Annotated in this window: 17 protein-coding genes and 1 riboswitch; of the genes, 4 read left to right on the top strand and 13 right to left on the bottom strand. The window is 71.7% G+C overall.

Annotation, left to right across the window (positions count from 1 at the left end):
- Positions 1 to 20: 20 nt before the first annotated feature.
- The 5 genes from AC3WRT_RS12535 to AC3WRT_RS12515 all read right to left on the bottom strand — a co-directional run bounded on the left by AC3WRT_RS12535 (position 21) and on the right by AC3WRT_RS12515 (position 6,138).
- Positions 21 to 827, bottom strand: a complete 807-nt coding sequence (locus AC3WRT_RS12535; protein ID WP_492722335.1) for a CDP-alcohol phosphatidyltransferase family protein — start codon at positions 825 to 827, stop codon at positions 21 to 23.
- 85 nt (positions 828 to 912) lie between these two features.
- Positions 913 to 2,715, bottom strand: a complete 1,803-nt coding sequence (locus tag AC3WRT_RS12530) for an ArnT family glycosyltransferase (RefSeq protein WP_492722333.1) — start codon at positions 2,713 to 2,715, stop codon at positions 913 to 915.
- Complete coding sequence (locus AC3WRT_RS12525; protein WP_492722331.1) at positions 2,712 to 4,595, bottom strand: CDP-alcohol phosphatidyltransferase family protein; 1,884 nt, start codon at positions 4,593 to 4,595, stop codon at positions 2,712 to 2,714. Before AC3WRT_RS12525 ends, AC3WRT_RS12530 begins: the two co-directional genes overlap by 4 nt.
- The gene (locus AC3WRT_RS12520) at positions 4,592 to 5,338 is read right to left on the bottom strand and encodes an ABC transporter ATP-binding protein (RefSeq protein ID WP_492722329.1); all 747 of its coding nucleotides are present in this window, start codon (positions 5,336 to 5,338) and stop codon (positions 4,592 to 4,594) included. Before AC3WRT_RS12520 ends, AC3WRT_RS12525 begins: the two co-directional genes overlap by 4 nt.
- On the bottom strand, positions 5,338 to 6,138 hold the full coding sequence (locus AC3WRT_RS12515; RefSeq protein ID WP_492722327.1) for an ABC transporter permease: 801 nt from the start codon (positions 6,136 to 6,138) through the stop codon (positions 5,338 to 5,340). Before AC3WRT_RS12515 ends, AC3WRT_RS12520 begins: the two co-directional genes overlap by 1 nt.
- A 283-nt stretch (positions 6,139 to 6,421) precedes the next feature.
- Between AC3WRT_RS12515 and AC3WRT_RS12510 the strand changes: the two genes are divergently transcribed.
- Positions 6,422 to 10,072, top strand: coding sequence for a bifunctional glycosyltransferase/CDP-glycerol:glycerophosphate glycerophosphotransferase (locus AC3WRT_RS12510; RefSeq protein ID WP_492722325.1), 3,651 nt, complete (start codon positions 6,422 to 6,424; stop codon positions 10,070 to 10,072).
- 42 nt (positions 10,073 to 10,114) lie between these two features.
- On the opposite strand, the gene AC3WRT_RS12505 is transcribed toward AC3WRT_RS12510, so the two are convergent.
- Entirely contained in the window at positions 10,115 to 12,604 is a 2,490-nt protein-coding gene (locus AC3WRT_RS12505; protein WP_492722323.1) for a CDP-glycerol glycerophosphotransferase family protein, read from the bottom strand.
- A gap of 189 nt (positions 12,605 to 12,793) precedes the next feature.
- On the opposite strand from AC3WRT_RS12505, the gene AC3WRT_RS12500 reads away from it, so the two are divergent.
- On the top strand, positions 12,794 to 14,809 hold the full coding sequence (locus tag AC3WRT_RS12500; RefSeq protein WP_492722321.1) for a DUF6541 family protein: 2,016 nt from the start codon (positions 12,794 to 12,796) through the stop codon (positions 14,807 to 14,809).
- Between the two features lie 20 nt (positions 14,810 to 14,829).
- Here the strand turns inward: AC3WRT_RS12500 and AC3WRT_RS12495 are convergent, their stop codons facing one another.
- Together AC3WRT_RS12495 and AC3WRT_RS12490 are read right to left on the bottom strand one after the other, a co-directional pair.
- A complete protein-coding gene (locus tag AC3WRT_RS12495; RefSeq protein ID WP_492722428.1) occupies positions 14,830 to 15,768 on the bottom strand; it encodes a glycosyltransferase family 2 protein in 939 nt (312 codons plus the stop codon).
- Positions 15,769 to 15,881: 113 nt separating this feature from the next.
- Positions 15,882 to 17,045 (bottom strand): acyl-CoA dehydrogenase family protein, encoded by a 1,164-nt coding sequence (locus tag AC3WRT_RS12490; RefSeq protein WP_492722319.1) that lies wholly within the window; start codon positions 17,043 to 17,045, stop codon positions 15,882 to 15,884.
- A 228-nt stretch (positions 17,046 to 17,273) separates the two neighbouring features.
- Positions 17,274 to 17,393: riboswitch (SAM riboswitch) on the top strand.
- Between the two features lie 87 nt (positions 17,394 to 17,480).
- Between AC3WRT_RS12490 and AC3WRT_RS12485 the strand changes: the two genes are divergently transcribed.
- Both AC3WRT_RS12485 and AC3WRT_RS12480 read left to right on the top strand, forming a co-directional pair.
- On the top strand, positions 17,481 to 18,797 hold the full coding sequence (locus tag AC3WRT_RS12485) for a bifunctional o-acetylhomoserine/o-acetylserine sulfhydrylase (protein ID WP_492722317.1): 1,317 nt from the start codon (positions 17,481 to 17,483) through the stop codon (positions 18,795 to 18,797).
- A 34-nt stretch (positions 18,798 to 18,831) separates the two neighbouring features.
- Positions 18,832 to 19,890, top strand: coding sequence for an LD-carboxypeptidase (locus AC3WRT_RS12480; RefSeq protein WP_492722315.1), 1,059 nt, complete (start codon positions 18,832 to 18,834; stop codon positions 19,888 to 19,890).
- A gap of 6 nt (positions 19,891 to 19,896) precedes the next feature.
- On the opposite strand, the gene AC3WRT_RS12475 is transcribed toward AC3WRT_RS12480, so the two are convergent.
- From AC3WRT_RS12475 to neuC, 5 genes are all read right to left on the bottom strand, one after another.
- On the bottom strand, positions 19,897 to 21,783 hold the full coding sequence (locus AC3WRT_RS12475; protein WP_492722313.1) for a Na+/H+ antiporter: 1,887 nt from the start codon (positions 21,781 to 21,783) through the stop codon (positions 19,897 to 19,899).
- An 85-nt stretch (positions 21,784 to 21,868) separates the two neighbouring features.
- Positions 21,869 to 23,050, bottom strand: coding sequence for a DegT/DnrJ/EryC1/StrS family aminotransferase (locus tag AC3WRT_RS12470; protein WP_492722311.1), 1,182 nt, complete (start codon positions 23,048 to 23,050; stop codon positions 21,869 to 21,871).
- On the bottom strand, positions 23,047 to 24,084 hold the full coding sequence (locus tag AC3WRT_RS12465; RefSeq protein ID WP_492722310.1) for an SDR family NAD(P)-dependent oxidoreductase: 1,038 nt from the start codon (positions 24,082 to 24,084) through the stop codon (positions 23,047 to 23,049). Before AC3WRT_RS12465 ends, AC3WRT_RS12470 begins: the two co-directional genes overlap by 4 nt.
- Positions 24,085 to 24,138: 54 nt before the next feature.
- A complete protein-coding gene (locus AC3WRT_RS12460) occupies positions 24,139 to 25,194 on the bottom strand; it encodes a nucleotidyltransferase family protein (protein ID WP_492722309.1) in 1,056 nt (351 codons plus the stop codon).
- On the bottom strand, positions 25,191 to 26,396 hold the full coding sequence (neuC, locus tag AC3WRT_RS12455; protein WP_492722307.1) for a UDP-N-acetylglucosamine 2-epimerase: 1,206 nt from the start codon (positions 26,394 to 26,396) through the stop codon (positions 25,191 to 25,193). The genes AC3WRT_RS12460 and neuC overlap by 4 nt, the downstream gene beginning before the upstream one ends.
- Between the last annotated feature and the right edge of the window lies 1 nt (position 26,397).

Here is a 26,397-nt window from a genome sequence, read left to right as displayed (position 1 = left end):
TGCGCCCGTCACTGCGCCCGTCACTCGAGCCTCGAGCTCGTGAGCACGCCCACGAGGTGGCCCACTGCCGTGAGCACCGCCAGCGGGATCATCAGGACCACGAGGACCTGGGTGCCGACCACGTCACCGCGCACGGTGTCCACCACGGCGGCGAGCAGGGCCAGCAGGCTCGCCTCCACGGCGACGAAGGCCCTGAAGAACGGCAGGTGACCCGCGGCGCGGCGTACGCGGGCGATGCCGGAGACCCTGGAGGTGGCCGTCTGCGCGAAGTCGTCGAGCAGTGGCCGGCCGGTCTTGGCGCGCGCCACGACGACGAGGTCGGTGAACGCCTTGTTGAGCAGCACGATGACCGCCACCAGCAGTCCCGCCACGGCGCCGGCTCCCACCTCGAGCGGACGGGAGGGGGACCACTCGCCGGCCCGCAGGCCGATCGCGATGGGGATCGCCGCCTCAGTCAGGTAGTGACCGATCCGGTCGAGGTAGATGCCGGCCGGGGAGAACCGCTGCCTCCACCGCGCGACCTCGCCGTCCGAGCAGTCGAGCAGGATCTGCAGCTGCATCGCGAGCACCGCGACCACCGGGCCGACGAGGCCTCCGAACGGGATCGCCGCCGCACCCAGGACCCCGACGACGATCATCAGCCACGTCACGCCGTTGGGCGTGATCCGCGTCGGCAGGAGCGCCCGGGTCGCGTAGATGGACAGGTGCCGGATGTAGAGGGCCCCGGCCCAGTGCTCGGCGTTGTAGCGCGCGATGTGCTCCGGCGGTTGGGCCACGGCCCGCAGCTCTTCGAGGCTCGGGTGGTCGTTCGACGGGTCGTGGTTCACGAGCAGCCATCCTGCCCTGTCCGGACCCCCACCACGTCATCCACCCCGACGCACTCGAGGGGACGCGGTCGCCGCGCCTCGCCGCTCACGGCCGCACGCAGCCGCGGTCCGCCCCGCGGCCGATGAGGGTGTAGGTCAGTCCTGTGAGGGTGCGCCGGGAGACCCGCACGACCTCGCCGGGGTAAGGAGCGCGGTGCGTCGGCCGGGGCGCGTACTGCCCGATCACGCAGACGCTCGCGTCCTGGAACAACGTCGTCACCCACGACGAGTACCCCACTTCGCGGCGGGCGTGGTAGACGACCGGCTCGGCCTGGTGCAGGCCGAACCACTCATAGCCGGCGTCGACCGTCCCCGCGGCGTAGCCGGCCTGTACGGCCTTCTCCCCCAGGCTCCACTTGGTGCCGTCGAAGGTGGCCGAGGCATCCACCTGGGTGACGCCGATGGCGCCCAGGAGGACCAGAGCGACCACCGCTGAGACGGTCCCGGCCCGCTGCGGTCGCCTCGATCGCGACGCGTGCAGGGCCGCGGCCGCCAGGAAGGGGACCGATCCGATGACGTAGCGGTCGAACGGGCGAGCGTGGGTGATGAGGCAGACGACCACGGTGAGGGCCACCCCGGCGACGCCGAAGGCGAGCGCCAGGCGAGGCGTGGGATCCAGCGCCCGAGGACGCCGTCCCCCCTCCGGGGTCGGCGCAGGCAGCCGCGACGTGCCGGGCCCTTTCGGTTCCGCTCGTCTGAACCGTCGCACCGCGTGGATCACCGCGAACGTGACGAGCAGGGCGGTCGAGACGTTGGCGACCGCCATGACGCACCACCACACCGGCTCCGAGAAGACCCGAGGTGCGTCGCCGGCCAGGGTGCCGGAGTAGGAGCCGCCGAGCCGCAGGTAGTTGCCGACCAGCAGCGGGTAGTTGAGGACGCTGGAGGTCACCGTCAACAGCGCGACGAGCGCCACCGGGAGCGGCCACCATCGACGCAGGACGCGCCAGTTGCCCCCGCGCCACACGGCCACCGCCACCGGGAAGATCATGAAGCAGGTCGTCGTGAGCAGCCCGACCCCGACGTAGGCCACGCGCTGGCCGAGCTCGATCTGCGCCGCCAGGGCCCGCGGCTCCGCGACCAGGGTGGAGCGCCAGTGCACGAGCGCCCCCGCGACCACCGCCCACACGAGGCCCATGGCTGCCAGGCCGAGCAGTGTCCGACGGACCCGAGCATCCCCGAGGTGGCGCCAGGGCAACCCCGACGGGCCGTACACGCGGTATGCGGTGTAGAGCACGGCCGCCGTCGCCGCGAGGGCGTACTCGCGCACGCTGAACGCCGCCAGCGCCAGCGTGAACGAGGCAGCGAGCCACCCCCACCGGATCCGGGGACCGCGCAGTGCGGGCACCGCGGCGCACAGGCTCAGCACCTGCAGGGCCAGGGCCGGCACCTCGGACATGAAGGAGACGCTCAAGCCGCCCCAGAGCGGTCCCACCGCCAGGCAGAGGACGCACACGACGGACCAGAGGACGGGCAGGAAGTGTCTCAGGAAGAGGTAGGAGGCGGCCAGGGTCACGGCCGACAGGAGCGCGACCGCGATCTGCAGCGCCACGATGGACTCGCCGAAAGCGGCGATGACCGGCTGCGCGGCGATGATCTGCCCGACGATCAGGGTGCTCGTGTAGGGGTCGACCTCGAGCTGGCCGGAGCGGTGCAGCTCGAAGGCGAGGCGGTAGTAGACCCAGTCGTCGTTGCGGGCGGCGCCCAGCGCCCCGTGCACGCCCGCGTTGAGGACGTAGAGCCCGGCTACCGAGAGCGCCGCGCTCCAGGCGAACACGATCTCGCGCCACGACCGGGCGGTGGCGGGCCGAGCCGGGCGACGCTCCAGCAGTCTGGACATCGTGTTCATCGGCGAGGGTCCTTCGCCTCTGGGTTGGCACGCCAGTAGGCGCCGGACTCGCCGATGGACAGGGCAGCCAGCACGACCGCTCCGACGAGGATGGCCGTTGCCGGCGCAGGCAGGCCGCCTCCGATGACGGCGAGCACGACGACCCGCACCTCGAGGCCGCTGCTGCGGCGCAGCCAGGCGGCTGCACCTCGGCCGGTCTCGCGCAGGCGGTAGACGTTGTCGTAGGCGCGCCAGCAGACGACGGCGAGCCACGCGTAGGCGGCGGCGCGGGCGACCGTGTCGTCACCGGCGGCGACGAGGAGGGCGGCGGTCTCGACGGCGAGCAGCAGGCCGGGCAGCTGCCAGGCCAGACGGGCCCGGCCGGTGGGCCTCGGCAGCACTGCGAGGTCGCACAGGGCGCCGAGCAGTCGGTCGGCGCGGTCCGGGGAGAAGCTGTCGCTCCCGCGGACGGCCCGCAGCAGCCGCCCGGTCTGCGTCCACCCGAGGGCGAGCGCCGAGGCGACACCGAGCGCCCACAGCACGAGGGACGGGCTCAGCGTGAGCAGGCCGAGCGACATGATCAGGTAGCGCTCCGCGACCGGCAGGTGCACCACCTGCTTGACGTCGCGGGCGAGGCGTGCCCGCCGGGCCAGCGGCAACGGCGGCTCGGTCGGCACGCCTGCGGGGCGGTCGTCGACGGCATCCGGGCCCAGCACCGGACCCGGCGTGGGGTGCTCGGGCCAGCCCGGCCGCCCGAGCAGCTGCGCCCGGGTGCGCATGGCGTACGCGTGGTCCTCGACGTGGCGCACCGCGAAGATCGCGAGCACGACGATCGCGAGCCACCACAGGTCACTCCCCCGCCGGGCGGCGACCCAGGCGACCGCCGCGAGGAGCGTGAACTCCTTGACGCGGTCGCTGACGGCATCGAGCCACGCGCCCAGGGGGCTGGAGGCGCGCGTGAAGCGGGCGATCTCGCCGTCGACGCAGTCGACGACGAGCGAGGCCTGCAGCAGCACCGCGGCGAGCAGCCAGGCCCACCACAGTCCCGTGGCCACCGCCGCACAGGCGGCCAGGCCCAGCCCGAGGCTGACCGCCGTGACCGCGTTGGGAGACCAGTCACGCCCGAGCCCGTATGCCGTCAGCCGCCGCGAGAGCGGACGGATCGCCAGCGTGGAGAAGACTCCGTCGTTGCCGCGGGACGCCGCACGCAGACGCTGCTGCCACGCAGAGCCGGGGACGCCGGGCGCCTGCCACGCGCCGCGCCGGACCTGCTGGTGGGCAACGATGACGGCCCGCACCGCCACGCCGGCCCGGACGAGCGCGAGCAGCACGAGGTCGAAGGCATCGGCCACTGCCGCGCCTTCCTCCCCGGCATCGCCCCTGCGCACGGAGTCAGAGACTGCCATGACGGCTCCGGCGAGCGCCGCACGGTCGGCAGCCCGTACGCGGAGGACGCCCACGGCATACCCTGTCGGTCGCCCCACCGGGCGCCCTGCGGCGGCGACCCCGACCACGGCCCGGCGGGCCTGCGACACGCGCACGGCGGCCGGTGCGCCAGTGCGGTCTGCGACGGCCGCTGCGTCGACGACCAGCGCACCGGTCGTGTCGGAGCCGTCAAGCACGTCGAGCAGGGCGACGGGGCTCACCCGCAGGTCGGACGCCATGAGAACGAGCGGCGCGGCGTCGTCCGACCCGGCGAGCGAGGCGACGTGCTCGAGCATGTCGGCCAGGTCCCCGCCCACCGCCTGCGCGTGCAGGTCGTACGCCTCGGCCAGCGTGGCGGCGTCACCGGGAGCCGGCTCGTGGTTTCCCGGAAGGACCAGGAGCGTGCCGCCCGCCGAGGTCCCCTTCAGGGACCGGGCGCGGGCGCTGCCGACGAGGGGAGGCTCGCCCCAGGTCACCTCGTGGCGTCCACGTCGAAGTTGTACTGGTCGATGATCGTCTCGATGGGCCCGTCACCCACGAGGGTGCCCTGCTGCAGGTAGAGCCCCCGCTCGGCGAAGCGCCGCAGGTCGGCCTCGCTGTGCGAGACCATGAAGAGCGTCTTGCCGCCCGCCAGCATGTTCTCCATGCGCTGGTAGCACTTCTCGCGGAAGGCGCGGTCGCCGACGGCGAGCACCTCGTCCACGAGGACGACAGGCTCGTCGAGCGTGGTGATCAGGGCGAAGGCGAGGCGCACCTGCATACCGGACGAGAAGTGCCGGTAGGCCATGTCCATGCCGGCCCTGACCTGGGGCCCGGCGAAGTCGACGATCTCGTCGTAGCGCTCGTCCATCTGCGCCTTGTTGAGGCCGTGCAGGCCGCCGGCCAGGTAGAGGTTGTCGCGCGCGGTGAGCTCCCCGAGGAAGCCTCCCGTCAGCTCGATGAGCGGCGCCACCCCGCCTCGGACGCGGACGCCGCCCTCGTCGGGGATCATCACGCCCGCGATCATCTTCAGCAGGGTGCTCTTGCCGCTGCCGTTGCCGCCGACGAGACCGACCGCCTCGCCCTGCCTGACGGTGAAGGAGACGTTGCGCAGTGCCCAGAAGGTGTCCTTGGGGGCGCTGTTGCGTCCCTTGAAGACGATCTCGCGCAGCGACATCTTGCGCCGCCTGCTCCGGTAGAACTCGATGCCCAGGTCGTGGGCCTCGATGACGGGACGCATCAGATTTCCTTCAGCACGGAGGCCTCGAGCCGCTTGAACACGATGGTCCCGACGACGAGGGTGGCGAACGTGATGACGACGGACGACAGGATCGCAAGGAGGTTCAGCTCCTGCGGGAAGAAGCCGGCACGGTACATCTCCAGGATCCCGGCCATCGGGTTGAGCAGCAGCAGGTCGCGCAGGAACGCCGGCGCGGCGTGGACGCCGTAGATGATCGGCGTGGCGTAGAAGCCCATCCGCAGGGCGATGCGCACGATCCTCGGCATGTCGGTGAAGAGCACGGTGACGGACGCGAGGATGAGGCCGAGACCGACCGAGAGGAGGAACTGCAGCACGATCGCGAACGGGAACAGCAGGATGCGGTAGTGCAGGGTCGTCTGGCCTGCCGCGATGAAGAAGATCGCGAAACCGGCGAGTACCGGCAGGGAGAGCAGGAACTCGATGCCCTTGGCCACGACGATGCGCACCACCCACAGCTCGCGGGGAAGGTTGGTCGAGCGGACCAGCCGCGCCTCGGCGAGCAGGGCGCGGGAGGTCTCCGTCGCGCACTGCGAGAACCACTGCCACGCCAGCACGCCCACGACGATGAACAGCACGTACGGCTGGTAGCCGACGCTGCGCGCCTTGAAGATGAAGGTGAAGACCACGAAGTAGATGAGCGCCATGGCCAGCGGGTCGATGATGGTCCAGAGGTAGCCGATGGGGCTGCCGGCGTAGCGCACCCGCAGGTCGCGGCGCACCAGGGTGGCGAGCACCTGCCTGCGCGCGACGACGCCTCGTGCCTGGGGCAACAGGATCATGCGAGCGGGTCCTACCTTCTCGTTCCGGAGCGGCCGGCGGTGACCGTTCCGGTCGCCGCCGAGGGGCAGTCTAGGCCCCGCCCCTTCGTGCGGGCGCACGCCGTGCTGGGCGTCGCCGGGGACCCCTCCCTGCCTCCTCGATGCCACAATGGGGCACCGACGACGAGGAGGCTGGCACTCCGGGACGCGCGAGCGGGCCTGTCGTCCACTCCGACCACCAGGGAATTCGAGGGGCTGTTACGTGCTGGGCCGATCAGAACTGAAGCGACGGGCGAGCCGGGCGATGAAGGCGGTGCGTCGCTCCATCCCGCACCACCGCTGGGAGGTCCTGCGCGACCGTGTGCACCCGGCCCTGCGCCAGACGATCGTCTCGGCCGTCAGCCCCTCGCCAGCCAGCCTCGGACGGGTCTCGGTGGTCGTCCCCTGCTACAACGTCGAGGAGTACCTCGCCGACTGCCTCCAGAGCATCGTGCGCCAGAGGTACCGCGACCTCGAGATCATCGTCGTCATCGACGGCAGCCCCGACCACAGCGTGGACATCGCCCGCGGCTTCGCCCGGTGGGACCGTCGGATCCGCGTCCTCGAACAGCCGAACGCCGGCCTCGGGGCGGCCCGCAACACCGGAATTCGCTCCGCGACGGGCGAGTTCATCGCGTTCGTCGACTCCGATGACACCCTGCCCGCCAAGGCGATCGAGACGATGGTGTCGTGTCTGACCGAGTCCGGCTCGGACTTCGTCGTGGGCAACCTCGAGCGTCGCAACGAAGCCCGGTCCTGGGTGCCAGTCTGGGCCCAGGAGGTCCATCGCCGCGACCGTATCGGCCTGCGCCTCGACGACTTCCCGGAGGTGCTGGCCGACGTCTTCGCCTGGAACAAGCTCTTCCGTCGTGACTTCTTCGACCGCGCCGTGGGCTCCTTCCCGGAGGGCATCCGCTACGAGGACCAGGAACCGTCCGCCAAGGCGTACTCCAGCGCCGACGCGTTCGACGTGCTGCACGAGGTCGTCTACTCCTGGTACGTCCGTGGTGACGGCACCTCCATCACGCAGCAGAAGTCGAACATCGCCGACCTCACCGACCGTCTCACGGTCATGTCCAACGTGGCTGACGTGCTGCGCGAGCGGGCCAGCCGGGACGTGCTGCACCGGTGGCAGGCGAAGTCGCTGGGCCTCGACCTGCGCTCCTACTACAACGAGGTCCCGCGCATCGGCGAGGACTACTGGGAGGCGCTGGCCTCCGGTGTCGCGGCCGTGGCCCAGGGCATGGACGACCACACCTGGGGGATGGTGGGGCTGCACGACCGCCTTCTCGCCCGCATGGTGGAGCAGGGACACCGCGACGACATCCGCGTCGCCCTGCGCCGGCGCAGCGAGGTCGGCGACGCATGGGTGGCCGACTACTCGGTCGAGCCGCCCCAGGCCCGTCCGCTCTACCTCGAGGACCTCCAGACCTACCGTCCGACGGCGGCCGACCTCGCGCTGACCGAGGTCGACGCCCGGATGCGCGTGACCGTCTTCGGCTACGAGGTGGAGGACGACGACCTCGTCGTCACCGGCATGGCGTGGGTGCCGGGGCTCGACCTCGGAGCCAGCGACACGACGCTGACGGCTCACCTGGTCGACGAGTCGGTGCAGGGGCCGCCGACGCCCGACTCCGACCTCGTGCTGTCCGTCCAGCGCTTCGAGGACGCGGTCCTGGACGAGCTGGCCGGTCAGGCCTCACCCAGCCAGGCCGCGTCGGGCTTCCGTGTCCGCATCGACCTCGCTGACCTCGCCGCCGCCCTCGAGGCCCGGCACCCGGCCGTCGACGACGTCGTCGAGTCGCACCCGGGCTGGCACCTCGAGCTCGCGCTGGAGCTGCATCGCGACGGCACGCTTGCCCGCTCGTGGCGTACGCCGGTCACCTCCTGGGACCGCCGCTGGACCGGCAACGAGCTCGAGGTCTCGCCCCTGCACGACGGCAAGCGGGTGGTCCCGGTCTACTCGGCCGCGCGTGGACTGCACTTCCACCTGTTCGCCCCCCGGGTCGTCGCCTCCCGGGCGCAGCTGGTCGGGCGCGAGCTGGACCTCGTGGCCTCCACCGACGGGGAGCCGATCTCGGCGTTCACCATCTCGTGTGGCGCCGTGGGCATCCAGCGCAGCTTCCCCGCGCGGTCCGTCGAGGGCGGCTATGCCGCGACCGTGACCGTCCCGCCGCTGCCCTCGGGCGCATCGCCGACGACCGACCACCGCTGGGGACTTCGGGCCGTGGTGTCGAGCGGCACGCGCCCCGTCGTCTACGGTGGCTCCTCCGGGGAGCTGACGGGCGGGTCTCCCCACACCGGCGGCCTGCGACTCCGGCTCGTGGGCTCGGGCCGGCTGCGGATGCTCGACCGGAAGCTGCACGCCGCCATCCACGCCGTCGAGGTGGCCGACGACCGCCGGTCGTTCACCGTCAAGGGGTGTGCCGCGGCCGGCGTCGCGCTGCACCTCGCGCTCGTGTCCGACCAAGAGACCTGGCCGCCCTCCGACGTGCGCCACGACCGGGCGTCCGGGAGCTTCGAGGCCGACTTCGACCTCGTGCGGCAGCGCTGGGGCAGCTCCGTCGCCCAGGCCACCGGCGGCTACTCGCTGAGGCTGCTGCGCGGCCCGGGGGTCGTCGAGCGCAGCGTGTGGGTGCCGGTGGCGCCGCACGCCGTCGAGGACGTGAGCCCCCGGTTCCTGCACTGGCACCGCACCGACGAGGTCTCCTTCCGCTTCACGGTCACCTCGCGGGCACGGGCGCTCTGGGTCAACACCCGGTCCTCGGTGCCGGAGGAGGACTGGACCCGCGCCGGCCAGTGGGCGGAGCGACGCGGCATACCTGCGTTGCTGAGCTCACCGGTCGAGGAGGCCGTGCTCTTCTCGACGTTCGGGGGACGCTCGTCCGCCGACTCGCCCCTCGCCGTCTACGACGAGCTGGTGCGGCGCGACTACCCCCACCGTCTCGTGTGGGAGGTCGCGGACGGCACCTCCGTCGTGCCCGAGGGCGCCGAGAAGGTGGTCATCGGAACCCGGGAGCACCTGCACGCGCTGCACACGTCGCGTCAGCTGGTGGCGAACAACAACTTCCCGTTCTACTACTCCAAGCACCCGGACCAGACCTACCTGCAGACCTGGCACGGGACCCCGCTGAAGAAGATCGGGCGGCACGTGCCCGCGGCGAACCTCTCGCTGTCCTACCGAGACCTGATGAGCCGGGAGGCCCGGGCCTGGGACATGCTGCTGGCCCAGAACGACTTCGCCAGTTCCGTCCTGGCCGATGCCCTCGGTTTCGAGGGCGAGGTGCTCAACCTCGGGTACCCCCGCAACGACCTGCTGAGCACCGGCTCCGAGGCCGACCGCGCCCGCGTCCGGGCGCGGCTCGGGGTCCCGGCCGACGCCCGGCTCGTGCTCTACGCGCCGACGTGGCGCGACAACGTGCGCACGGCCTCGGGTGGCTACGCCATGGTCAACCACCTCGAGCTCGACCTGGTCTCGCGCGCCTTCGGGTCCGGCTCGGTGCTGCTCGTGCGCGGGCACAGCAACACGCCCGGGCTGGGCGACAGCTCGGCGCCGAACATCGTGGACGTCTCGCGCTACCCCGACATCACCGAGCTGATGCTCGTCGCCGACGTGCTCATCACGGACTACTCGTCGGTCATGTTCGACTTCGTCAGCACCGGGTCCCCGATGCTGTTCCTGACGCCCGACGTGTCGGAGTACGCCGGTTCGACTCGAGGCTTCTACCTTGACTTCGCGGAGATCGCGCCCGGGCCGCTGCTCTCGTCCACCGACAGCGTGCTGCAGGCCCTCGGCTCGCTCCCCGCCGTCGGCGAGACGTACCGGGAGCGCTACGACGACTTCCGGGAGCAGTTCGCGCCGCGCGACGACGGCAAGGCGGCTGCTCGGGTCGTCGACGCCGTATGGGGACGGTGACGGGCCGAGCAGACCGGTCGGCCAGGTGACCCCGAGCGCTCGCTACGGGGTGGCACCCACGGCGCGCTCGAACTCCTCGAGCACGACCTTGTTGTAGACGTCGGGGTCGAAGGGCGCCCAGGGGACGCGCGCCTCGACCGCCGCGACGAGGCCGGCCGCGACGGCGTCCACCGACCGGTCCACCACGAGCCCTTCGCCCGGGCCGAGCGCCGAGCCGACCGAGTCGAACGACGTGGCGACGACGGGCAGGCCCAGGGTCCGCGCCTCGAGGATCACCATCGGCTGGCCCTCGTAGTCGCTGGACAGCACGAAGCAGTGGCTGTGCGCCATGATCGCCCACGGGTTGCGCTGGAGGCCGGTGAAGACGACGATCCCGGACAGCCCGAGCCGGTCGGCGCGGGCTGCGAGGTCGGCGCGCAGCGGCCCGTCCCCCACCACGAGCAGCCGGATCTGCGGATGGGCGCGGCGGGCGATCCGAAAGGCCTCGAGGAGACGCTGGTGGTTCTTCTCCGGGGACAGCCGTCCGACGGCGACGAAGACGAAGGGGTCGGCGCCGTCATCCGTCGGCCGCAGCGCACCGAACACCTCGGGGGGCGGCGGGTCGCCCGCGCCGCTGACGACCCGCTGGCTGTCGATGGTGTTGCGTGCGGAGACGAACTTCTCGGCCGGCGCCCAGGCGGCGAGGCAGCGGGCATTGACGTCACGCAGCGCCTCGGACACCGAGACGATGTGGTCGAAGCGCGCGTAGCTGGTGAAGACGCCCCTGAGGTTGGCGGCGTGCGGCTGCTTCCCCGCGATCTCCCGCATCTGGTCGGCCAGCAGGTCGTTGTGCTGCCACACGGACCGGCTGCCTGCGGGGGCGTGCCCGAGAAGGAAGGTCCAGGCCGGTGAGTAGCCGCTGAAGTCCACGACGTGGTCGAAGCGGGCCGAGCCGACGAGACGCCGCCAGTCCTGGGCGAGGGCAGCGTCGAGGCGCTGGAGGGCGCCCGGGGCCAGACGGTCGATCTGTCCGCGCATGAGCCGGCGCCGGCTGCGCCACAGGGTCTTGCTCACCAACGGGTTGCTGCTGCGCACGAACTGGCGCACCCGCGGGTCGATCGACGCAGCGTTGGCGCGACGGTCGTCGTTGTTGATGGCTCCCATGACCACCGAGACGTCCCATCGCGTGTGGTCGATGGTGCGCAGCAGGTTGAGCGCCGAGCTCGTGATGCCGTTGGACATCATCCCGCCCAGGTAGAGCAGGAGCGTGCGTCGGCCGTCCCGTCGCGTGTGCCGCACGGTGTGACCGTCGCGCTGACCCCTCACGACCACGTCGAGCACGCGCTGGGTGGAGCCCCCGTCGTCGTGGGGCGCGAAACGGGCCCGGGCGGCTTCCCGCCGAGCGCCGTGCGTGACCAGCGGGTCGTCCGCCGAGCCGGTGCCGATGGCCGCGATCCTCTCGGCGAGCTCGTGGGCGGAGTCGGTCTGGGGCCCGGGCAGCTCGTCGACCGTCAGGTAGCACCCGCGGTAGCCGTCGTACTCGTCCCGGTCGGGGGCGTGGAAGAGGATGGGGCGGCTGGTGGAGAGGAAGTCGAAGAAGATGCTGGAGTAGTCGGTGACGAGCACGTCGGTGGCGCCGAGCACCGCGTTCGTCGGCACGTCGTTGGGCACGAGCCGGCCTGCCAGCAGGGGCTCGCGGCCGGCGAAGCGGTAGACCTGCTGGTGCACCTTCAGCAGCACCCGATGGCCGGGCGGGAGACGGCGTTCGAGCTCGTGGGCGAGCGCGGCGAGATCCGCGGCGTCGTTGCGAGGGCTGTGGAAGGACTCGCCCTTCCACGTGGGCGCGACGAGCACGAGTGTGTCGTCCGCGCTAACGCGCACGCCGGCCGCCCGGAGCCGGGTGAGCGTGTTCTCGCGCGCCCGCTCAGCCGTGAGCTGCAGGTCGGTGCGTGGGTAGCCGACCTCGACGATCTCGCCCGGCGCGACGTTGACGAGGCGGTAGGCGTGCTCGTACATCTGCTCGCTCATGAACGTGCTGGTGGACAGCAGGTAGTCCGCCATCATGAAGTTGCGCAGCACGTTGCGGGCGCCCCAGCCGCCTTGCGACTCGTCGTAGCCCATGGCCTTGAGGGGCGTGCCGTGCCAGGTGTTGAGGTAGGTCTGGCCAGGTCGCTTCCCCCAGTCCGGCGGGAAGGTCGCGTTGTTGACGAGCAGGCCCGCGGTGGCCAGCGCCCGGTGGTACGCGAGCGACCCGCGCCGCACGAAGCGCACCCTGTCGTCGTCCGAGAACTCCGCCACCGTCGAGGCGTAGGCCCGGAGGTCGGCGAGGACCCACACGTGGTGCAGGTGCTGCTGGTCGGGATCCTCGAGCAGGGCGCGGAAGATCGCCTCGGGGTTGCACAGCATGCCGTTGCCGGCGAACGACTCGTAGACCACCAGGTCCTTGCGGACCGGGAGCGATGCGAAAGCTGCCTTGAGCTCGTGGGGTCCGGCGCCGACCAGCTTGCGGGCGAAGCGCCGGGCGATACGCGTCGAGGGAAGGCGCGGTGACATGTACCTCTTCACTCCTTGGTCTCCGGGGTGCAGCGTCCCGGCGGTACCCGGTGGCCCCGCCATCGTAGTGACCGCTCGTGGGACCGAGACGTCAGCCTGCATGGGACCCGGCCCGCGTGCGTTCCGGCCGCCACCCTTCAGTACGCTCTGCCGGGCAGTTGACAGCGGTCGAGCGAGAGGATGTGCGCGGTGCTCATACCCAACACCGCCTCGTGGAGCGACACGCTCCCCGTCTTCCTGGTGGTGCTCTCCCTCACCTTCCTTCCCGGCCTCGGTGCCGGGATCCTGCTCGGGCTGAGGCCGCTCGCCGCCCTCGCTCTGGCGCCGCTGCTGTCGACGAGCTGCCTGGCGGTCACTGCCGTCGCAGCGGCTGCGCTCGGAGTGCGCTGGGGAGTCGCACCGCTCGTCGTGGGCACGCTCGTCATGTGCGCGCTCGCCCTCGGCGCCGGCGTGCTCACGACTCGGGCCAACACCCACCTGGCGGCCCGCCGGCCGGAGTGGGCCCGCCGGCTCGAGCACGGCGACCGGGTCCGCTTCGACGCGGTGTCGTGGTGGACCGTCGCCAGCGTGTTCGTGACCCTCGCCGTGGTCCTCGTCACCATCCGCACCGAGGTGCGGACACCGGAGGCCCTGCCGCAGGGATCGGACACCATCTTCCACGTGGCTGCGCCCCAGTGGGGCCTGGCGAACGGGACGCTCTCCTCGTTCGACATCGGGCGCTTCAACTTCCCCACGTGGACAGGCTTCTACCCGGCAGCCTTCTACGCCTTCACGGCGACTGCGTCGCTGCTCACGGGTGCGTCGGTCGTCGTCTGCTCGTCGGTCTACGTCGTCGTGCTCGTCGCAGTGGTCTGGCCGCTCGGGTGCATCGTGCTGTCCCTGGCTCTGCTGGGGCGACGCGTGGTCGTCGTCCTCTCAGCCGCCTTCCTGAGCATCGCCTTCACGACGTACCCCTACATGCTCATGGGCTTCGGTGTGCTGTGGCCCAACCTGCTGGGCCAAGCCCTGGTTCCGGCCGCCGTCGCCGCCGTCGCCGGGCTCTTCCGTCCCCTCGGGCGACCGCCGTATGCCGTCGCCGACCGTCTGCGCTCCGCCGTGGTCCTTCTCGCCGCGCTACCGGGCGTCGTCATGGCCCACCCCAACGCCTTCGTCACCCTGTGCCTCTTCGGTGGGCTGCTCGTCCTCGGGCGCGTCATCGGTCTCACCGTCCGACAACCCTCGTGGCCCCGACGTGCCGCAGTGCTGACCGGAACGGTGCTGGCGGTCGCGACAGTCGCAGCCGCGTCGGTCGTCCTGCGGTCGCCCTCCATGTTCGCCACTGGTGCGGCCGGTCCCGAGCGGGAGCCGGGCCTCGCCTGGCATGATCTGGTCAACTTCGCACCGCGCCTGACCCGACCGCTGCCGGTGCTCGCGGCCGTGGTCGCGGTCGGCGTGGTCGCCCTGCTCGTGCGCCACCGTGGCGCCCGGTGGGTCGTCCCTGCTCTGGTCGCAATGCTCGCGCTCTTCTGGTTCAACATCGCCGTCGACACCGATGTCGTGCGGTGGTTCACCTGGCCCTGGTACAACAACGCCGTCCGGCTGCACACGGCAGCCATCCTCCCGGCCGTCGTCGCCGCGACCGCCGGCCTGCTCGCGATCAGCGACCTGGTCACCCGACTGGCCCCGCAACGCTGGGGTGCCACCCGCGGCGTGGGGCTCGGGGTTTGCGTTGCGCTGGGGATCATGCTGCTCGACGCCGGGGCTCAGTCCGGGGCGCACCGCCACATCCTGCACCGCTACTTCCACCCCCAGGCCGCCGACTCGTGGGCGAGCGGGCCGGACCTGCAGGCGCTGCGGCGGCTGTCGACGCATCTGCCCGAGGATGCGGTCGTCGCCGCCAACCCGTGGAACGGCGGCACGTACCTGTATGTCGTCAGCGGCCGACAGCTGCTCATCCCGACCGAGAAGACCAACACTTCCGGTGACCGTCAGCTGCTCGCCGCGGGCCTCGACCGCGCAGGAACCGATCCGAAGGTGTGCGAGGCGGCCACGCGGCAGGGCGTGTCCTACGCCATCACCGGGGGACTGCCGTTCTCGTGGGCCGGCAACCGCGTGGCGCAGTACGCCGGCATCGACCGTGTCGGCAGCTCGCCGGCGTGGCGTGAGGTGACATCCGCGGCCCCCTACACGCTGTACGAGATGGTCGGCTGCGCGCAAGCCGAGTGAGCGCTCGCGACGAGTCCGGCTCAGCGGGTCAGTCGTCGCGGGCTGGTGAGGAAGCCGACGCCCCATGCCCAGTGCATCGTCGCCAGGACGACCGGCGTCACGGCGCGGCTGCGTGCGGACTCACCGCGGGAGATAGCGGCTCCCCCCGCGACGATGCCGGCGGCATACGCGGCGGGAACGGCCCAGGCCGGGCGCCAGAAGAACCCGGCCACCGTGGCGGCCGTCGTGACGATGACCATCGTCGGAGGCGCGAGGTAGCGCGGGTTGATGGTGCCCTCGTGGTGTCGCGCGACGACCCGGCGCCACCTGCCGTAGTGGAAGTACTGCTTGGCGAGGGCCTTCACCGAGGCACGGGGGCGATAGGTGACCCTGAGGGCCGGGGTGAACCACACCTTGCCGCCCGTTTCGCGGATGCGGTGGTTCATCTCCCAGTCCTGGGCGCGCGCGAAGTGGGAGTCGTAGCCGCCTACCCGTTCCAGAGCGGCGCGACGGAACACGCCGAGGTAGACGGTGTCGGCGTCACCGGCCTCGCCCCCCGTGTGGAAGCGGGAGCTGCCCACGCCGAGGGGGCTGCGCATCGCGGCCGCGACAGCGCGCTCGAAGTCGGTCGTGCCGCGGGCGTCCATGATGCCGCCGACGTTGTCGGCGCCGACGCGGAGCAGCTCGTCCACCGCGACGCGGATGTAGTCGTCGGGGATCTCCGCGTGCCCGTCGACGCGCACGATGACCTCGCCGCTGCTGGCACCGATCGCGGCGTTGAGGCCGTCCGGCGTGCGCCCGCTCGGGTTGGCCACGAGCCGGACGCGCGGGTCGGCGGCGGCAACCTGTCCCGCGACCTCGTCGGTGCGGTCGGTCGAAGGACCCAGGGCGAGGACCACCTCGAGCCGGCCGGGGTAGTCCTGCGCCAGGATCATCGCGACAGCGTCACGCAGGTGCCTCTCCTCGTTGAGGATCGGCATGATGACGCTGACCGCCGGCCGGGCGTCACGGGTCAGATCCACTGCAAGGTCCTTGTCGTCGTCAGGCTGTCGGGCTGGGGCGGCCCGACGTCCCCCTTCGAGCGGCGCCCAGCCTACTTGAGGAGCTGACGGGCCATGACGAGGCGCTGGACCTGGTTGGTGCCCTCGTAGATCTGGGTGATCTTGGCGTCGCGCATCATCCGCTCGAGCGGGAAGTCGCTCGTGTAGCCGGCGCCACCCAGCAGCTGCACCGCGTCGGTCGTGACCTTCATCGCGACGTCGGAGGCGTAGCACTTGGCCGCCGCCCCGAAGAAGGTGAGGTCCTTGTCGCCGCGCTCGGACTTGGCGGCCGCGACGTAGACCATCTGGCGCGCTGCCTCGAGCTCCATCGCCATGTCGGCGAGCATGAACTGGATGCCCTGGAAGTCGGCGATGCGCTGGCCGAACTGCTTGCGTTCCTTGACGTAGGCGACGGCCTGGTCGAGGGCGCCCTGGGCGATGCCCACCGCCTGAGCACCGATGGTGACCCGCGTGTGGTCAAGGGTGCGCAGAGCGATCTTGAGCCCGTCGCCGACCTGCCCGACGACTCGGTCGCCGGGGAGACGGACGTTGTCGAAGTGCAGCTCGCGGGTGGGGCTGCCCTTGATGCCGAGCTTGCGCTCCTTCTCGCCGAAGGTGAAGCCCTCGTCGGACTTCTCGACGACGAAGGCGGTCACGTTGGCGCCGCGAGGACCGTCCGGGTCGGTGACGGCGAGGACGGTGTAGTACTCCGAGACGCCGGCGTTCGTGATCCATGACTTCTGCCCGGAGAGCACCCAGCCGTCGCCGTCCTGACGTGCCCGGCATTTCAGGGACGCGGTGTCAGAGCCCGCCTCGCGCTCGGAGAGCCCGTAGGAGAAGGTCGTCTCACCCTTGGCCAGTGGCGGCAGGTAGCGGCCCTTCACCTCGTCGCTGCCGTCGAGGATGAGCGGGAGCGAGCCGAGCTTGTTGACGGCGGGGATCAGGGAGGCCGAAGCGTCGACGCGAGCGACCTCCTCGATGACGATGCAGGTGGCGAGCGCGTCGGCACCGACGCCGTCGTACTCCTCGGGCACGTGGGGGGCGAAGAAGTCCGAGGCGACGAGCGCGTCGTGCGCCTCCTGCGGGTAGCGCGCCTCGGCGTCGACGGCAGCGGCGTACGGGGCGATCTTGTCCTCGGCGACCGCTCGGACGGCCTCCCTGAGGGCCTCGTGGTCCTCGCTGGTCCGGAACAGGTCGAAGTCGGGGTTCGTGCTCACGAACAGTGATCCTACTCGCCAGTTCGGATTACTAGGACGTCCTAGTGATCGAGGCCACGGCACTTTGGCGCCCTCCGTGGCCGTGCCTCAGGAAGGGCTCGCCCACCGGATCAGTCGACTCGTCGGCGCAGCCCGTGCACACCCCGAAACAGCCGAGCGCGAAGGCGCGTCCCACGATGAGGACACCTGCTCCCGAGGCACCGAACGGCATACGTACACTCACCGGTAGGTCATGAGCGCCAGCGACAAGCCCCGGCTCGCTGGCCGGCAACCCTCCAACCGCGGTGGGGTGCCCCGGGTGAAGACCTGGCCCGTCGGCGCCATCCGGCGCGCGGGCAAGCGCGGAGAGTCACTCTCCCGCACCGACCCGTCGGTGCAGCCGGCCTTCCCCGCGGAGGTCGCGGTCACCGACTCGACCCAGAAGCAGGACGACCGATGACCGAGCCCAACTGGTCCTTCGAGACCAAGCAGATCCACGCCGGACAGAGCGCCGACAGCGCGACGGGAGCCCGCGCGCTGCCGATCTACCAGACGACGAGCTGCGTCTTCAGCGACACCGAGCAGGCCGCGAACCTCTTCGGGCTCAAGGAGTTCGGCAACATCTACACCCGCTTGATGAACCCGACCACCGACGTGGTCGAGCAGCGCATCGCCGCGCTCGAGGGCGGGGTCGGCGCGCTCCTCGTCGCCTCCGGGCAGTCCGCGACGACGCTCGCACTGCTCAACATCGCAGAGGCGGGCGACCACATCGTCGCCTCTCCGAGCCTCTACGGCGGCACCGTCAACCTCCTGAAGTTCACCTTCCCCAAGCTCGGCATCGAGGTCAGCTTCGTCGAGGACCCGACCTCGGTCGAGTCCTGGCGAGCCGCGGTCCGGCCGAACACCAAGGCGTTCTTCGGTGAGACCATCGCCAACCCCAAGGCCGAGGTGCTCGACATCGAGGCCGTCGCGGCGCTGGCTCACGAGCACGGCGTCCCGCTCGTCGTCGACAACACGATCGCCACGCCGTACGTGATCCGGCCCATCGAGTGGGGCGCGGACGTCGTGGTGCACTCGGCGACGAAGTACCTCGGTGGCCACGGCACCTCGATCGCCGGCGTGATCGTCGACTCGGGCAACTTCGACTACGCCCGGGACCCCGAGAAGTTCCCGAACTACAACACGCCGGAGGAGAGCTACCACGGCCTGGTGTTCGCCCGAGACCTCGGCGTCGGCAGCCCGCTCGGGGCGAACCTCGCCTACATCCTCAAGGCGCGCGTCCAGCTGCTGCGCGACCTCGGGCCCTCGGCCGCGCCGTTCAACGCCTTCCTCGTCGCGCAGGGCCTGGAGACGCTGTCGCTGCGCATCGAGCGGCACCTCGAGAACGCCGCGAAGGTGGCCGCCTACCTCCAGGACCACGCGCAGGTCGAACGGGTCGTGTGGGCCTCCCTACCGGGCAGCCCGTCGTACGCGACGGCGCAGAAGTACGCCCCCCGTGGGGCCGGTGCGGTGCTGTCGTTCGAGATCGCGGGCGGCCTCGAGGCGGGCAAGAAGTTCGTCGAGGGGCTCTCGCTGCACAGCCACGTCGCCAACATCGGCGACGTGCGCTCGCTCGTGATCCACCCCGCCTCGACGACGCACTCGCAGGGCCCGGACGAGGACCGGCTCGCCGCCGGCGTGACGCCGGGGCTCGTCCGCCTGTCGGTCGGCCTCGAGCACATCGACGACATCCTGGCCGACCTCGAGCAGGGCTTCACCGCCGCGAAGGCCTGACCTCGAGGCACAAAGCGGGTGAACGGGGATCGGCATGGCTGGCACGATGGCAGCCATGCCGATCCGCTACCCCGCTCCCCTTCGCCCCGGCGACCGGATCGGCGTCACCTCGCCGAGCTCGGGCGTCTCCGACGCACTCTGGGGACGGTTCTCGTATGCCGTCCAGTGCCTGCGAGACCGCGGCTTCGAGGTCGTCGTCGGCGAGCTCAACCACGCCCCGAGCCACGTCAGCGGGCCGCGCGAGGCACGCGCCGCCGAGCTGATGGGGATGCTGCTCGACCCGAGCATCCGCGCCGTCGTGCCGCCGTGGGGTGGCGAGACCGCCATCGACCTGCTCGACCTGCTCGACCTCGACGCGGTGGGCGCCGCCGAGCCCACCTGGTGCGTCGGCTTCTCCGACACCTCGACCTGGCTGACGCCGCTCACACTCACCACGGGGATCGCGACGATCCACGGGCAGAACCTCATGGACACCCCGTACGCCGTGCCGGACGGCATACTCCACTGGGTCGACGTGGCCGGCGCCACGGTGGGTGACGAGCTGCGCCAGCACTCCCCCGGCCGTTTCCGCAGTGGCGGCTGGGACGACTACGCCGGCAACCCCAGCGTCTCCGAGATGACCCTCGACGGGCGCGGCACGTGGACACGCCTCGACCCCGGCCACGAGGACGAGCCGGTCACCTTCTCCGGGCGTCTCGTCGGCGGGTGCGTCGAGACGGTGAGCTTCCTGGCCGGTGGGCGGTTCGCCGACATCGGCGCCTTCGCGGGCGACCATGCGCGCGAGGGCGTCGTCGTGCTGCTCGACATCGCCGAATGGGGCGCCTACGACATCTGCCGGGCCCTGCACGCGATGCGGCTACGCGGATGGTTCGACGCAGCGAACGGGGTGCTCGTATCACGCACACACGCACCGGAGCCCCAGGGATTCACGCAGCACGCGGCGGTGGTCGACGCCCTCGGCCTGCTCGGCGTGCCGGTCGTCGCCGACGTCGAGTGCGGGCACGTGCAGCCCTTCCTCGCGCTCGTCCAGGGAGCGTCGACGACGGTGGTCCACGACGGCGACACGCATTCGATCACGCAGCGCCTGGACTGAGAGCGCTCAGCCGACCACCTCGTCGACGAAGCACCACCGCCAGGCCTCGCCCGGCTCGATCGAGCGCATCACCGGGTGCTGCGTCAAGTGGAAGTGGCCGGTCGCGTGCCTCATCTCGGAGGAGTCGCAGCAGCCGACGTGCCCGCACCGGAGGCAGAGGCGCAGGTGCACCCACGTCGTGCCGTCGCGGAGGCACTCCTCGCACCCCTCGGGGGTGCGTGGTGCGACGCACGAGTCGCTCTGCTCCAGGTGCTCGCAGGGAGCCTCGATCGTGTCCACGGGCAACACCTCACTCTCCGCCAGGCGGCTGTCCTGGTCGTCGATCCGGTCCAGCATGGTCTCCTCGAGGTCGAGCGAGCCCAGCACCACCCGGAGCACGGCGTGGTCGGCCCGACCCTCGTCACGCAGCCGAAGCACCTCCTCGCGCTCCGCCTGCAGCATCTGCATGCGCGCCCGCCGGTACCGCGCGCTGGGCGTCTCGTCGACGTCGCCGCCGCGCGCACCGAGCCGCTCCCACATCTGGTTCAGCCGGTCCTCCGAGCGGGAGCGGAGGACCTCGCGGGTCGTCTGGTCGACGTCGTCCATCCGGTCGAGCACGTCGAGGCCCGAGCGTGTCGCGGCCTGCAGCACCGTGGCTGCCTGGAGCGCGTCCTCCCGGGGGTCGGGCCCGCGCACCCCGAGCCGGCGGGCGAGGCCCGGCAGCGTCGTCCCCTGGAGGAGCAGCGTACCCACGGTGACGACCACGGCGATGAGGACGAGCACGTCCCGGTACGGCGTCTGCGGAGGCAGCAGCAGCGCCGCCGCAAGAGTCACCACGCCACGCATGCCCGCCCATGAGAGGACGACCGTGTGCGTCCACGGCGCCTGCGCCTCGATGCGCAGGACGCGCGTGCTGATGAAACGGAAGGGCACGATCCACAGCGGTCGCAGTACCAGGACCGCCAGGAGCGTGCCCACGGCCGCGAACGCGATCTGGCCCGCCGACAGAGGCGAGCTGCGGACTCGGTCGAGCACGTAGAAGACCTGGAGCCCGATGAGGAGGAAGACGGCGTTCTCGAGGAGGAACTGGATCGAGGACCAGTTGATCCGCTCGCTGAGGCGCGAGGCGCCCATCTGCGTGCGCGGGGACTTGTGCCCCAGCACCAGGCCCGCCGTCACGACCGCGATGACCCCCGAGGCGTGCAGCTCCTCGGCTGGCACGTAGGCCGCGAACGGGACCATGAACGACAGCACGGTGTCGAAGGCCGGCTCGGTCGAGAAGTACCGGCGCAGCACGGACACGAGCAGGGCGACGGCGAAGCCGACGGCGACGCCACCGACGGACGCCCACGCGAAGTCGAGCACCACCCCGCCGAAGCTGACGCCGCCCGACGACACCGCGGTGGCGAGTCCAGCGGCGGCCAGCGCCGTGCGCAGCGATACGAGCGCGGTCGCGTCATTGACGAGCGACTCACCCTCGAGGATGGACACGAGACGGCGCGGCAGCCCGATGCGACGGCCGACCGCGGTGGCGGCGACGGCGTCCGGTGGCGCGACGACGGCACCGATCGCGAAGGCGACCGCGAACTGGAGGCCGAGCACCCACTGGAGGAAGATCGCCACCCCGAGGGCCGTGAAGAGGACGAGCCCGACCGACAGGCTGAGGATGACGCCACGGTTGTTGCGGAAGTCGACCAGCGAGGTCTGGATGGCGGCGGCATACAGCAGGGGCGGGAGGATGCCGAGCAGGACGATCTCCGGGCCGAGCGCCACCTCGGGCACGAACGGCACGTAGGACCCGAGGATGCCCAGGACGATGAGGACGAGCGGCGGGGGCAGGTCGAAACGGTCGGCGACCCACGACCCCCCGAGAACAGCGGCCGCGATCGCGAGCAGCCCGATGGCGATCTCCACGACGACATCCTGCCGCACAGGGAACACCGACGTCTCGACCGCCCGCGGCCGGGGGCGGCGTCCGGGCCGCGCCGACCTGGGCGGGCTAGTCGAAGAAGGAGCGCACCGCCGCGATGACGCGGTCCTGGTCGGCGTCGGTCAGCTCGGTCGCGCAGGGCAGCGACAGCCCCCGGGCGAAGAGCCCGTCGCCGACCGCTCCCCCGAGCACGGGCGCGCTGAGGAACGGCGGCTGGGCGTGCAGCGGTCGCCACAGCGCCCGCGCCCCGACGCCGAGACCGTTGAGGTGCTCGAGGAACTCGTCGCGGCCGCGGCCGTCGGTCTCCGGCACGAGCACCGAGTAGAGCCAGTAGGTCGCGCCGAGGCCGTCGACCCGCGGCGGCAGGGCGAGCGGGAGGTCGGCGAGTGCCTCGTCGTAGCGGGCCGCGATGCGGTGCTTGGCGGCGACGAACTCGTCCAGGCGCTCGAGCTGGGCGAGGCCGAGCCCCGCGGCGAGGTTGGTGAGCCGGTAGTTGTAGCCGACCTCGTCGTGGAGGTAGCCGACGTCGGGGACCTTGGCCTGGGTCGTGAGGTGCCGCGCCCGTGCAGCGAGGTCGTCGTCGTCGGTGACGATCATGCCGCCGCCGCCGGTCGTCGTGATCTTGTTGCCGTTGAACGAGAAGCAGCCGATGCGGCCGACCGTGCCGGTGTGCCGCCCGGCGTACCGGCCCGCCGTCCAGGTCGCTCCCAACGACTCGGCGGCGTCCTCGAGCACGGGTATGCCGTGCCGGTCGCAGGCGTCCATGAGCGGTTCCATGTCGGCGGGCTGCCCGAGCACGTGGACGATCTCGACGACCGTGGGCTGTGCCTCGCCGGCGGCTGCGCGCCGGTCCAGCTCAGCGGCGAGCAGGGCGGGGTCCAGGTTCCAGGTCGTCGTCTCGGAGTCGACCAGGACGGGACGGGCGCCGCAGTAGGCGATCGGGTTGACCGAGCCGACGAAGGTGAAGTCGGAGCAGGCGACGTCGTCGCCCCGCCGGACCCCGAGCAGGAGCAGGCCGACGTGGATGGCGGCCGTGCCGGTGGCGCAGGCGATCGCGTGCTTGGAGCCGACGCGCTCGGCGAAGCGGCGCTCGAAGTCCGAGACGAAGGGACCGACAGACGAGACGAAGCCGGACTCGACGGCCTCGAGGACGTAGCGGCGCTCGAGCTCGCCGATGTTGGGCACCGCGAGCGGGATGGTGCCCTCGGGCCCGCGGGCTCCGGGCGCGTGCGCCTCGCCGGTCGCCGTCATCGGTGGTACCGCCCGGCGGTCTCGGGCTCGACTCGGGGCCGCAGCCACTCGGCCGTCGCCGCCAGGCCCTCCTCGAGCGAGACGGTCGGCGCCCAGCCGAGCACCTCGTTCGCGCGGGTCGGGTCGGAGAGCAGGATCTGCACCTCGGAGCCCTCGGGCCGGATGCGGTCGCTCTCGGTGACGATCTCGGCGTCGCTGCCGGTCACCTTGCGGCACAGCTGCACGACGTCGCCGACCGAGACGGTGCGGCCGGTGCCGAGCTGGATCGTCGTGCCGGGGGCGACGTCGGCCAGCGCTGCGCGCACGAAGCCGTCGGCTGTGTCGGTGACGAAGGTGAAGTCGCGCTTGGGCGTCACGTCGCCGAGCTTGAGCGCGGCGGCGCCGGCGAGCAGCTGCGACAGGACGGTCGGGATGACCGCGCGCGTGGACTGGCGGGGCCCGAAGGTGTTGAACGGGCGGAGGGTCGTCACCGGCGTCTCGAATGACAACGCATACGACTCGCACATCTTGTCGGCCGAGATCTTCGTGGCCGAGTAGGGCGACTGACCGCGCAGCGGGTGCGCCTCTGTGATGGGCACCTCCTCCGGCGTGCCGTAGACCTCGGACGTCGACGTGTTGACCATCCGCGGGGTGCCGTGGCGGCGGACGGCCTCCAGCACGTTGAGCGTGCCGATGACGTTGGTCTCGACGTAGGAGCGCGGCGCGACGTAGGAGAACGGGATGGCGATGAGCGCCGCGAGGTGGAGCACGACGTCGACGCCCTCGGTCGAGGCCATGACGTGCTCGGGGTCGCGGATGTCGCCGAGGACCACCTCGGCCTGCCCGTCGCGCACCGCCGTGCGGAACGTCTCTGACTCGTCGAGCCAACCGGTGGAGCCGTTCGAGTTGTAGAGGCAGAAGGCCCGCACGTGCGCGCCGTCCCCGACGAGCCGCTCCACGACGTGCGAGCCGATGAAGCCGTCGGAGCCGGTGACGAGCACCGTCTTCCCGGCGATCGACCCGGCCATCGGCACGGGCGTGAGTTCTATTGTCACAATTGCCTTTTCGTCGTCTTCATCTGATTACGAGTCTCTCTGGACCGGCCGGGATCACGCCTCACCCTTGGCGCGGGCGAGATCCTTCGGGGTGCCGACGTCGATCCACTCGCTCTGGATCGGCCACGCCGTCACCGGCTCGCCACGCTCGAGGCACGTCTGCACGAGCTCCGGCATCGTGCTCGCCCGGCCGCTCGGGAGCCAGGCGAGCGCCCTCGGCTCGACGGCATACACGGCTGCGTTGATGTCGAAGCTCAGCGTCGGCTTCTCGGTGACGCCGGTGACCCTGCCGTCGGTGCTCTCCACGACGCCGAAGGGCACCTCGTGCTGGTAGGTGCGCGTGGCCACCGTGAGGGCTGCGCCGGTGCGCCGGTGGGCGTCGAGCAGGTCGCTCGCGTCGAACTCGACCATGAGGTCGCCGTTCATGACGAGGACCGGGTGCTCGAGGTCGGGGCGCTCCTCGCGCAGCAGCGCGAGCGAGCCAGCCGTGCCGAGGGGCAGCTCCGGGTCCTCGCGCAGGTAGCGGATCGTGCAGCCGAGGCGTGTGCCGTCCCCGAGGTGCTCCTCGATCCGCTCGGCGAGGTAGTTGACGCTGACGTAGATCTCGCGGATACCGTCACCGACGAGTCCGAGCACGATCCACTCGAGGATCGAGCGGCCCGCCACGGTCATGAGCGGCTTGGGCGTGTCCCTGGTCAGGTGGCCGAGGCGCGTGCCGCGCCCGCCCGCCATGACGACCGCGACGTTGGGCAGCGGCGCCGAACCGACGACGTCGGAGAGGGTGTGGAGCCCGACCAGCGTCCGGTCCTCGGCGAGCTCGGGCACCGCGGAGATGCGCAGCGCCTGCATGAGGTCGAGCACGAGGGCGCGCGGGGAGCCTGCAGCGACGAAGTGAGGCGCGCGGGTGGCGTGGTCGAGCGCCGGGCTGTCGAGGCTCGTGCCCTTGAGGAACGCCCGGCGCAGGTCTCCGTCGGTGAGCAGGCCGGTGAGGCGGCTCTCCTCGTCGACGAGGAGGCACACGAGGTTGCCGGTGCGGTCGACGACCTCCAGGACGTCGCGGATCGTCGCGGTGGTCGGCGCGCACGCCGCGCGCAGGTCTCGCGCCGTCACTGCTCCTCCTTCGTCTCGCGCGCCCCGGACGGACGTGCAGGCGGCCCCTGGTCCACGAACCGTTTGGCCCGCGGGGCGAGCGCCGCCGTCCGAACGATATCGAGGATGCGGGCGCTGGCCGCCCCGGTGCCGTAGGGGTTGCTGACGTGGGCGGAGTGCTCGCGCCAGCGGGGGCTCAAGGCGGTGCGGAGCGCCGCCGCGACGGCGGCGCGGCCCTCCGCTGCGTGCACGACGTTCTCCCCCCGGAGTCGGCCACGCTGGCGCTCGCCGATGTCGACGGCCGGCACGTGCAGGGTGGCCGCCTCGATGACTCCCGAGCTTGAGTTGCCGATGACGACGTCGGCCGCCGCGAGCACGCGCGGGTAGTCGTGCCCGAGGGCGGCGACGAGGCGCAGCCGCGGCTCCTGGTCCGCGAGCCCGGTCAGGGCCGCGAGGACCTCGTCCCGACCGTCGTCCATGCCCGGGTGGGTGGCGACGACGGTCCCGCACGCCGCCAGGGTCGCCTCGGCCGCCTCGCGCGCCCACTGCGCCACCGGGGCGCCGCGGTGGGCGGTCGGCGGGTGGTAGGTGAAGAGCCCGAGCGGTCGCTCGACGGTGGTGTCCAGCAGGTCGCCGAGGTCGGCGTCGCTCATGGGCGCTGCTGCCGCGAGCCGGTCGAGGCCCGGGGCGCCGGTCACGTGGATGCGGTCCTCCGGCTCGCCCAGCTGGCGCAGCCGCGCAGCGGCGTCCTCGGACGCGACGCAGTGCTGGTCGGCCAGCTTCGTCACCGCGTGGCGCACCCTCTCGTCGAGCGCCCCCTCGGTCACCTCTCCCCCGTGCAGGTGCACGATGGGGATGCCGAGCAGGACGGCGGCGGGCACGACGTAGAGCAGCTCCCACCGGTCACCGAGCACGACCAGGACGTCGACGTGCTCGTCGCGCAGCGCCCGGCCGGCGCCGCGCGCCAGCACGGGGCCGTGCTCGAGCTGGGCGTCGACGCTCACGCCGGTCATCGGCTCGGCCAGCGGCACCACCACCGCCCGCCACGCCTCGGGGGTGGCGGCCGGGGGCAGGGCCGCCGCGAGGTCGTCGACGGCATACATCACGCCGGTGAGGACGCGCAGCGTCACGTCGTCGGCCGCCTGCATACCCTCGAGGACCGGCGACAGCGGGCCGAGGTCGGCGCGCGTGCCGACGAAGACGGCGACCGTCAGCGGGGTCACG

The sequence above is a fragment of the Terrabacter sp. FW104-15G4B genome, from assembly GCF_058790095.1.
This window is presented reverse-complemented; position numbering and strand designations above follow the sequence as displayed.

Excerpts from the sequence above, each read along its gene's own strand:
- AC3WRT_RS12470 (WP_492722311.1), bottom strand. The coding sequence starts at position 23,050 with ATGACGGCGACCGGCGAGGCGCACGCGCCCGGAGCCCGCGGGCCCGAG.
- AC3WRT_RS12515 (WP_492722327.1), bottom strand. The coding sequence starts at position 6,138 with ATGATCCTGTTGCCCCAGGCACGAGGCGTCGTCGCGCGCAGGCAGGTG.
- AC3WRT_RS12495 (WP_492722428.1), bottom strand. The coding sequence starts at position 15,768 with ATGCCGATCCTCAACGAGGAGAGGCACCTGCGTGACGCTGTCGCGATG.
- AC3WRT_RS12510 (WP_492722325.1), top strand. The coding sequence starts at position 6,422 with ATGAAGGCGGTGCGTCGCTCCATCCCGCACCACCGCTGGGAGGTCCTG.
- AC3WRT_RS12485 (WP_492722317.1), top strand. The coding sequence starts at position 17,481 with ATGACCGAGCCCAACTGGTCCTTCGAGACCAAGCAGATCCACGCCGGA.
- AC3WRT_RS12505 (WP_492722323.1), bottom strand. The coding sequence starts at position 12,604 with ATGTCACCGCGCCTTCCCTCGACGCGTATCGCCCGGCGCTTCGCCCGC.
- AC3WRT_RS12480 (WP_492722315.1), top strand. The coding sequence starts at position 18,832 with ATGGCTGGCACGATGGCAGCCATGCCGATCCGCTACCCCGCTCCCCTT.
- AC3WRT_RS12530 (WP_492722333.1), bottom strand. The coding sequence starts at position 2,715 with ATGAACACGATGTCCAGACTGCTGGAGCGTCGCCCGGCTCGGCCCGCC.
- AC3WRT_RS12520 (WP_492722329.1), bottom strand. The coding sequence starts at position 5,338 with ATGCGTCCCGTCATCGAGGCCCACGACCTGGGCATCGAGTTCTACCGG.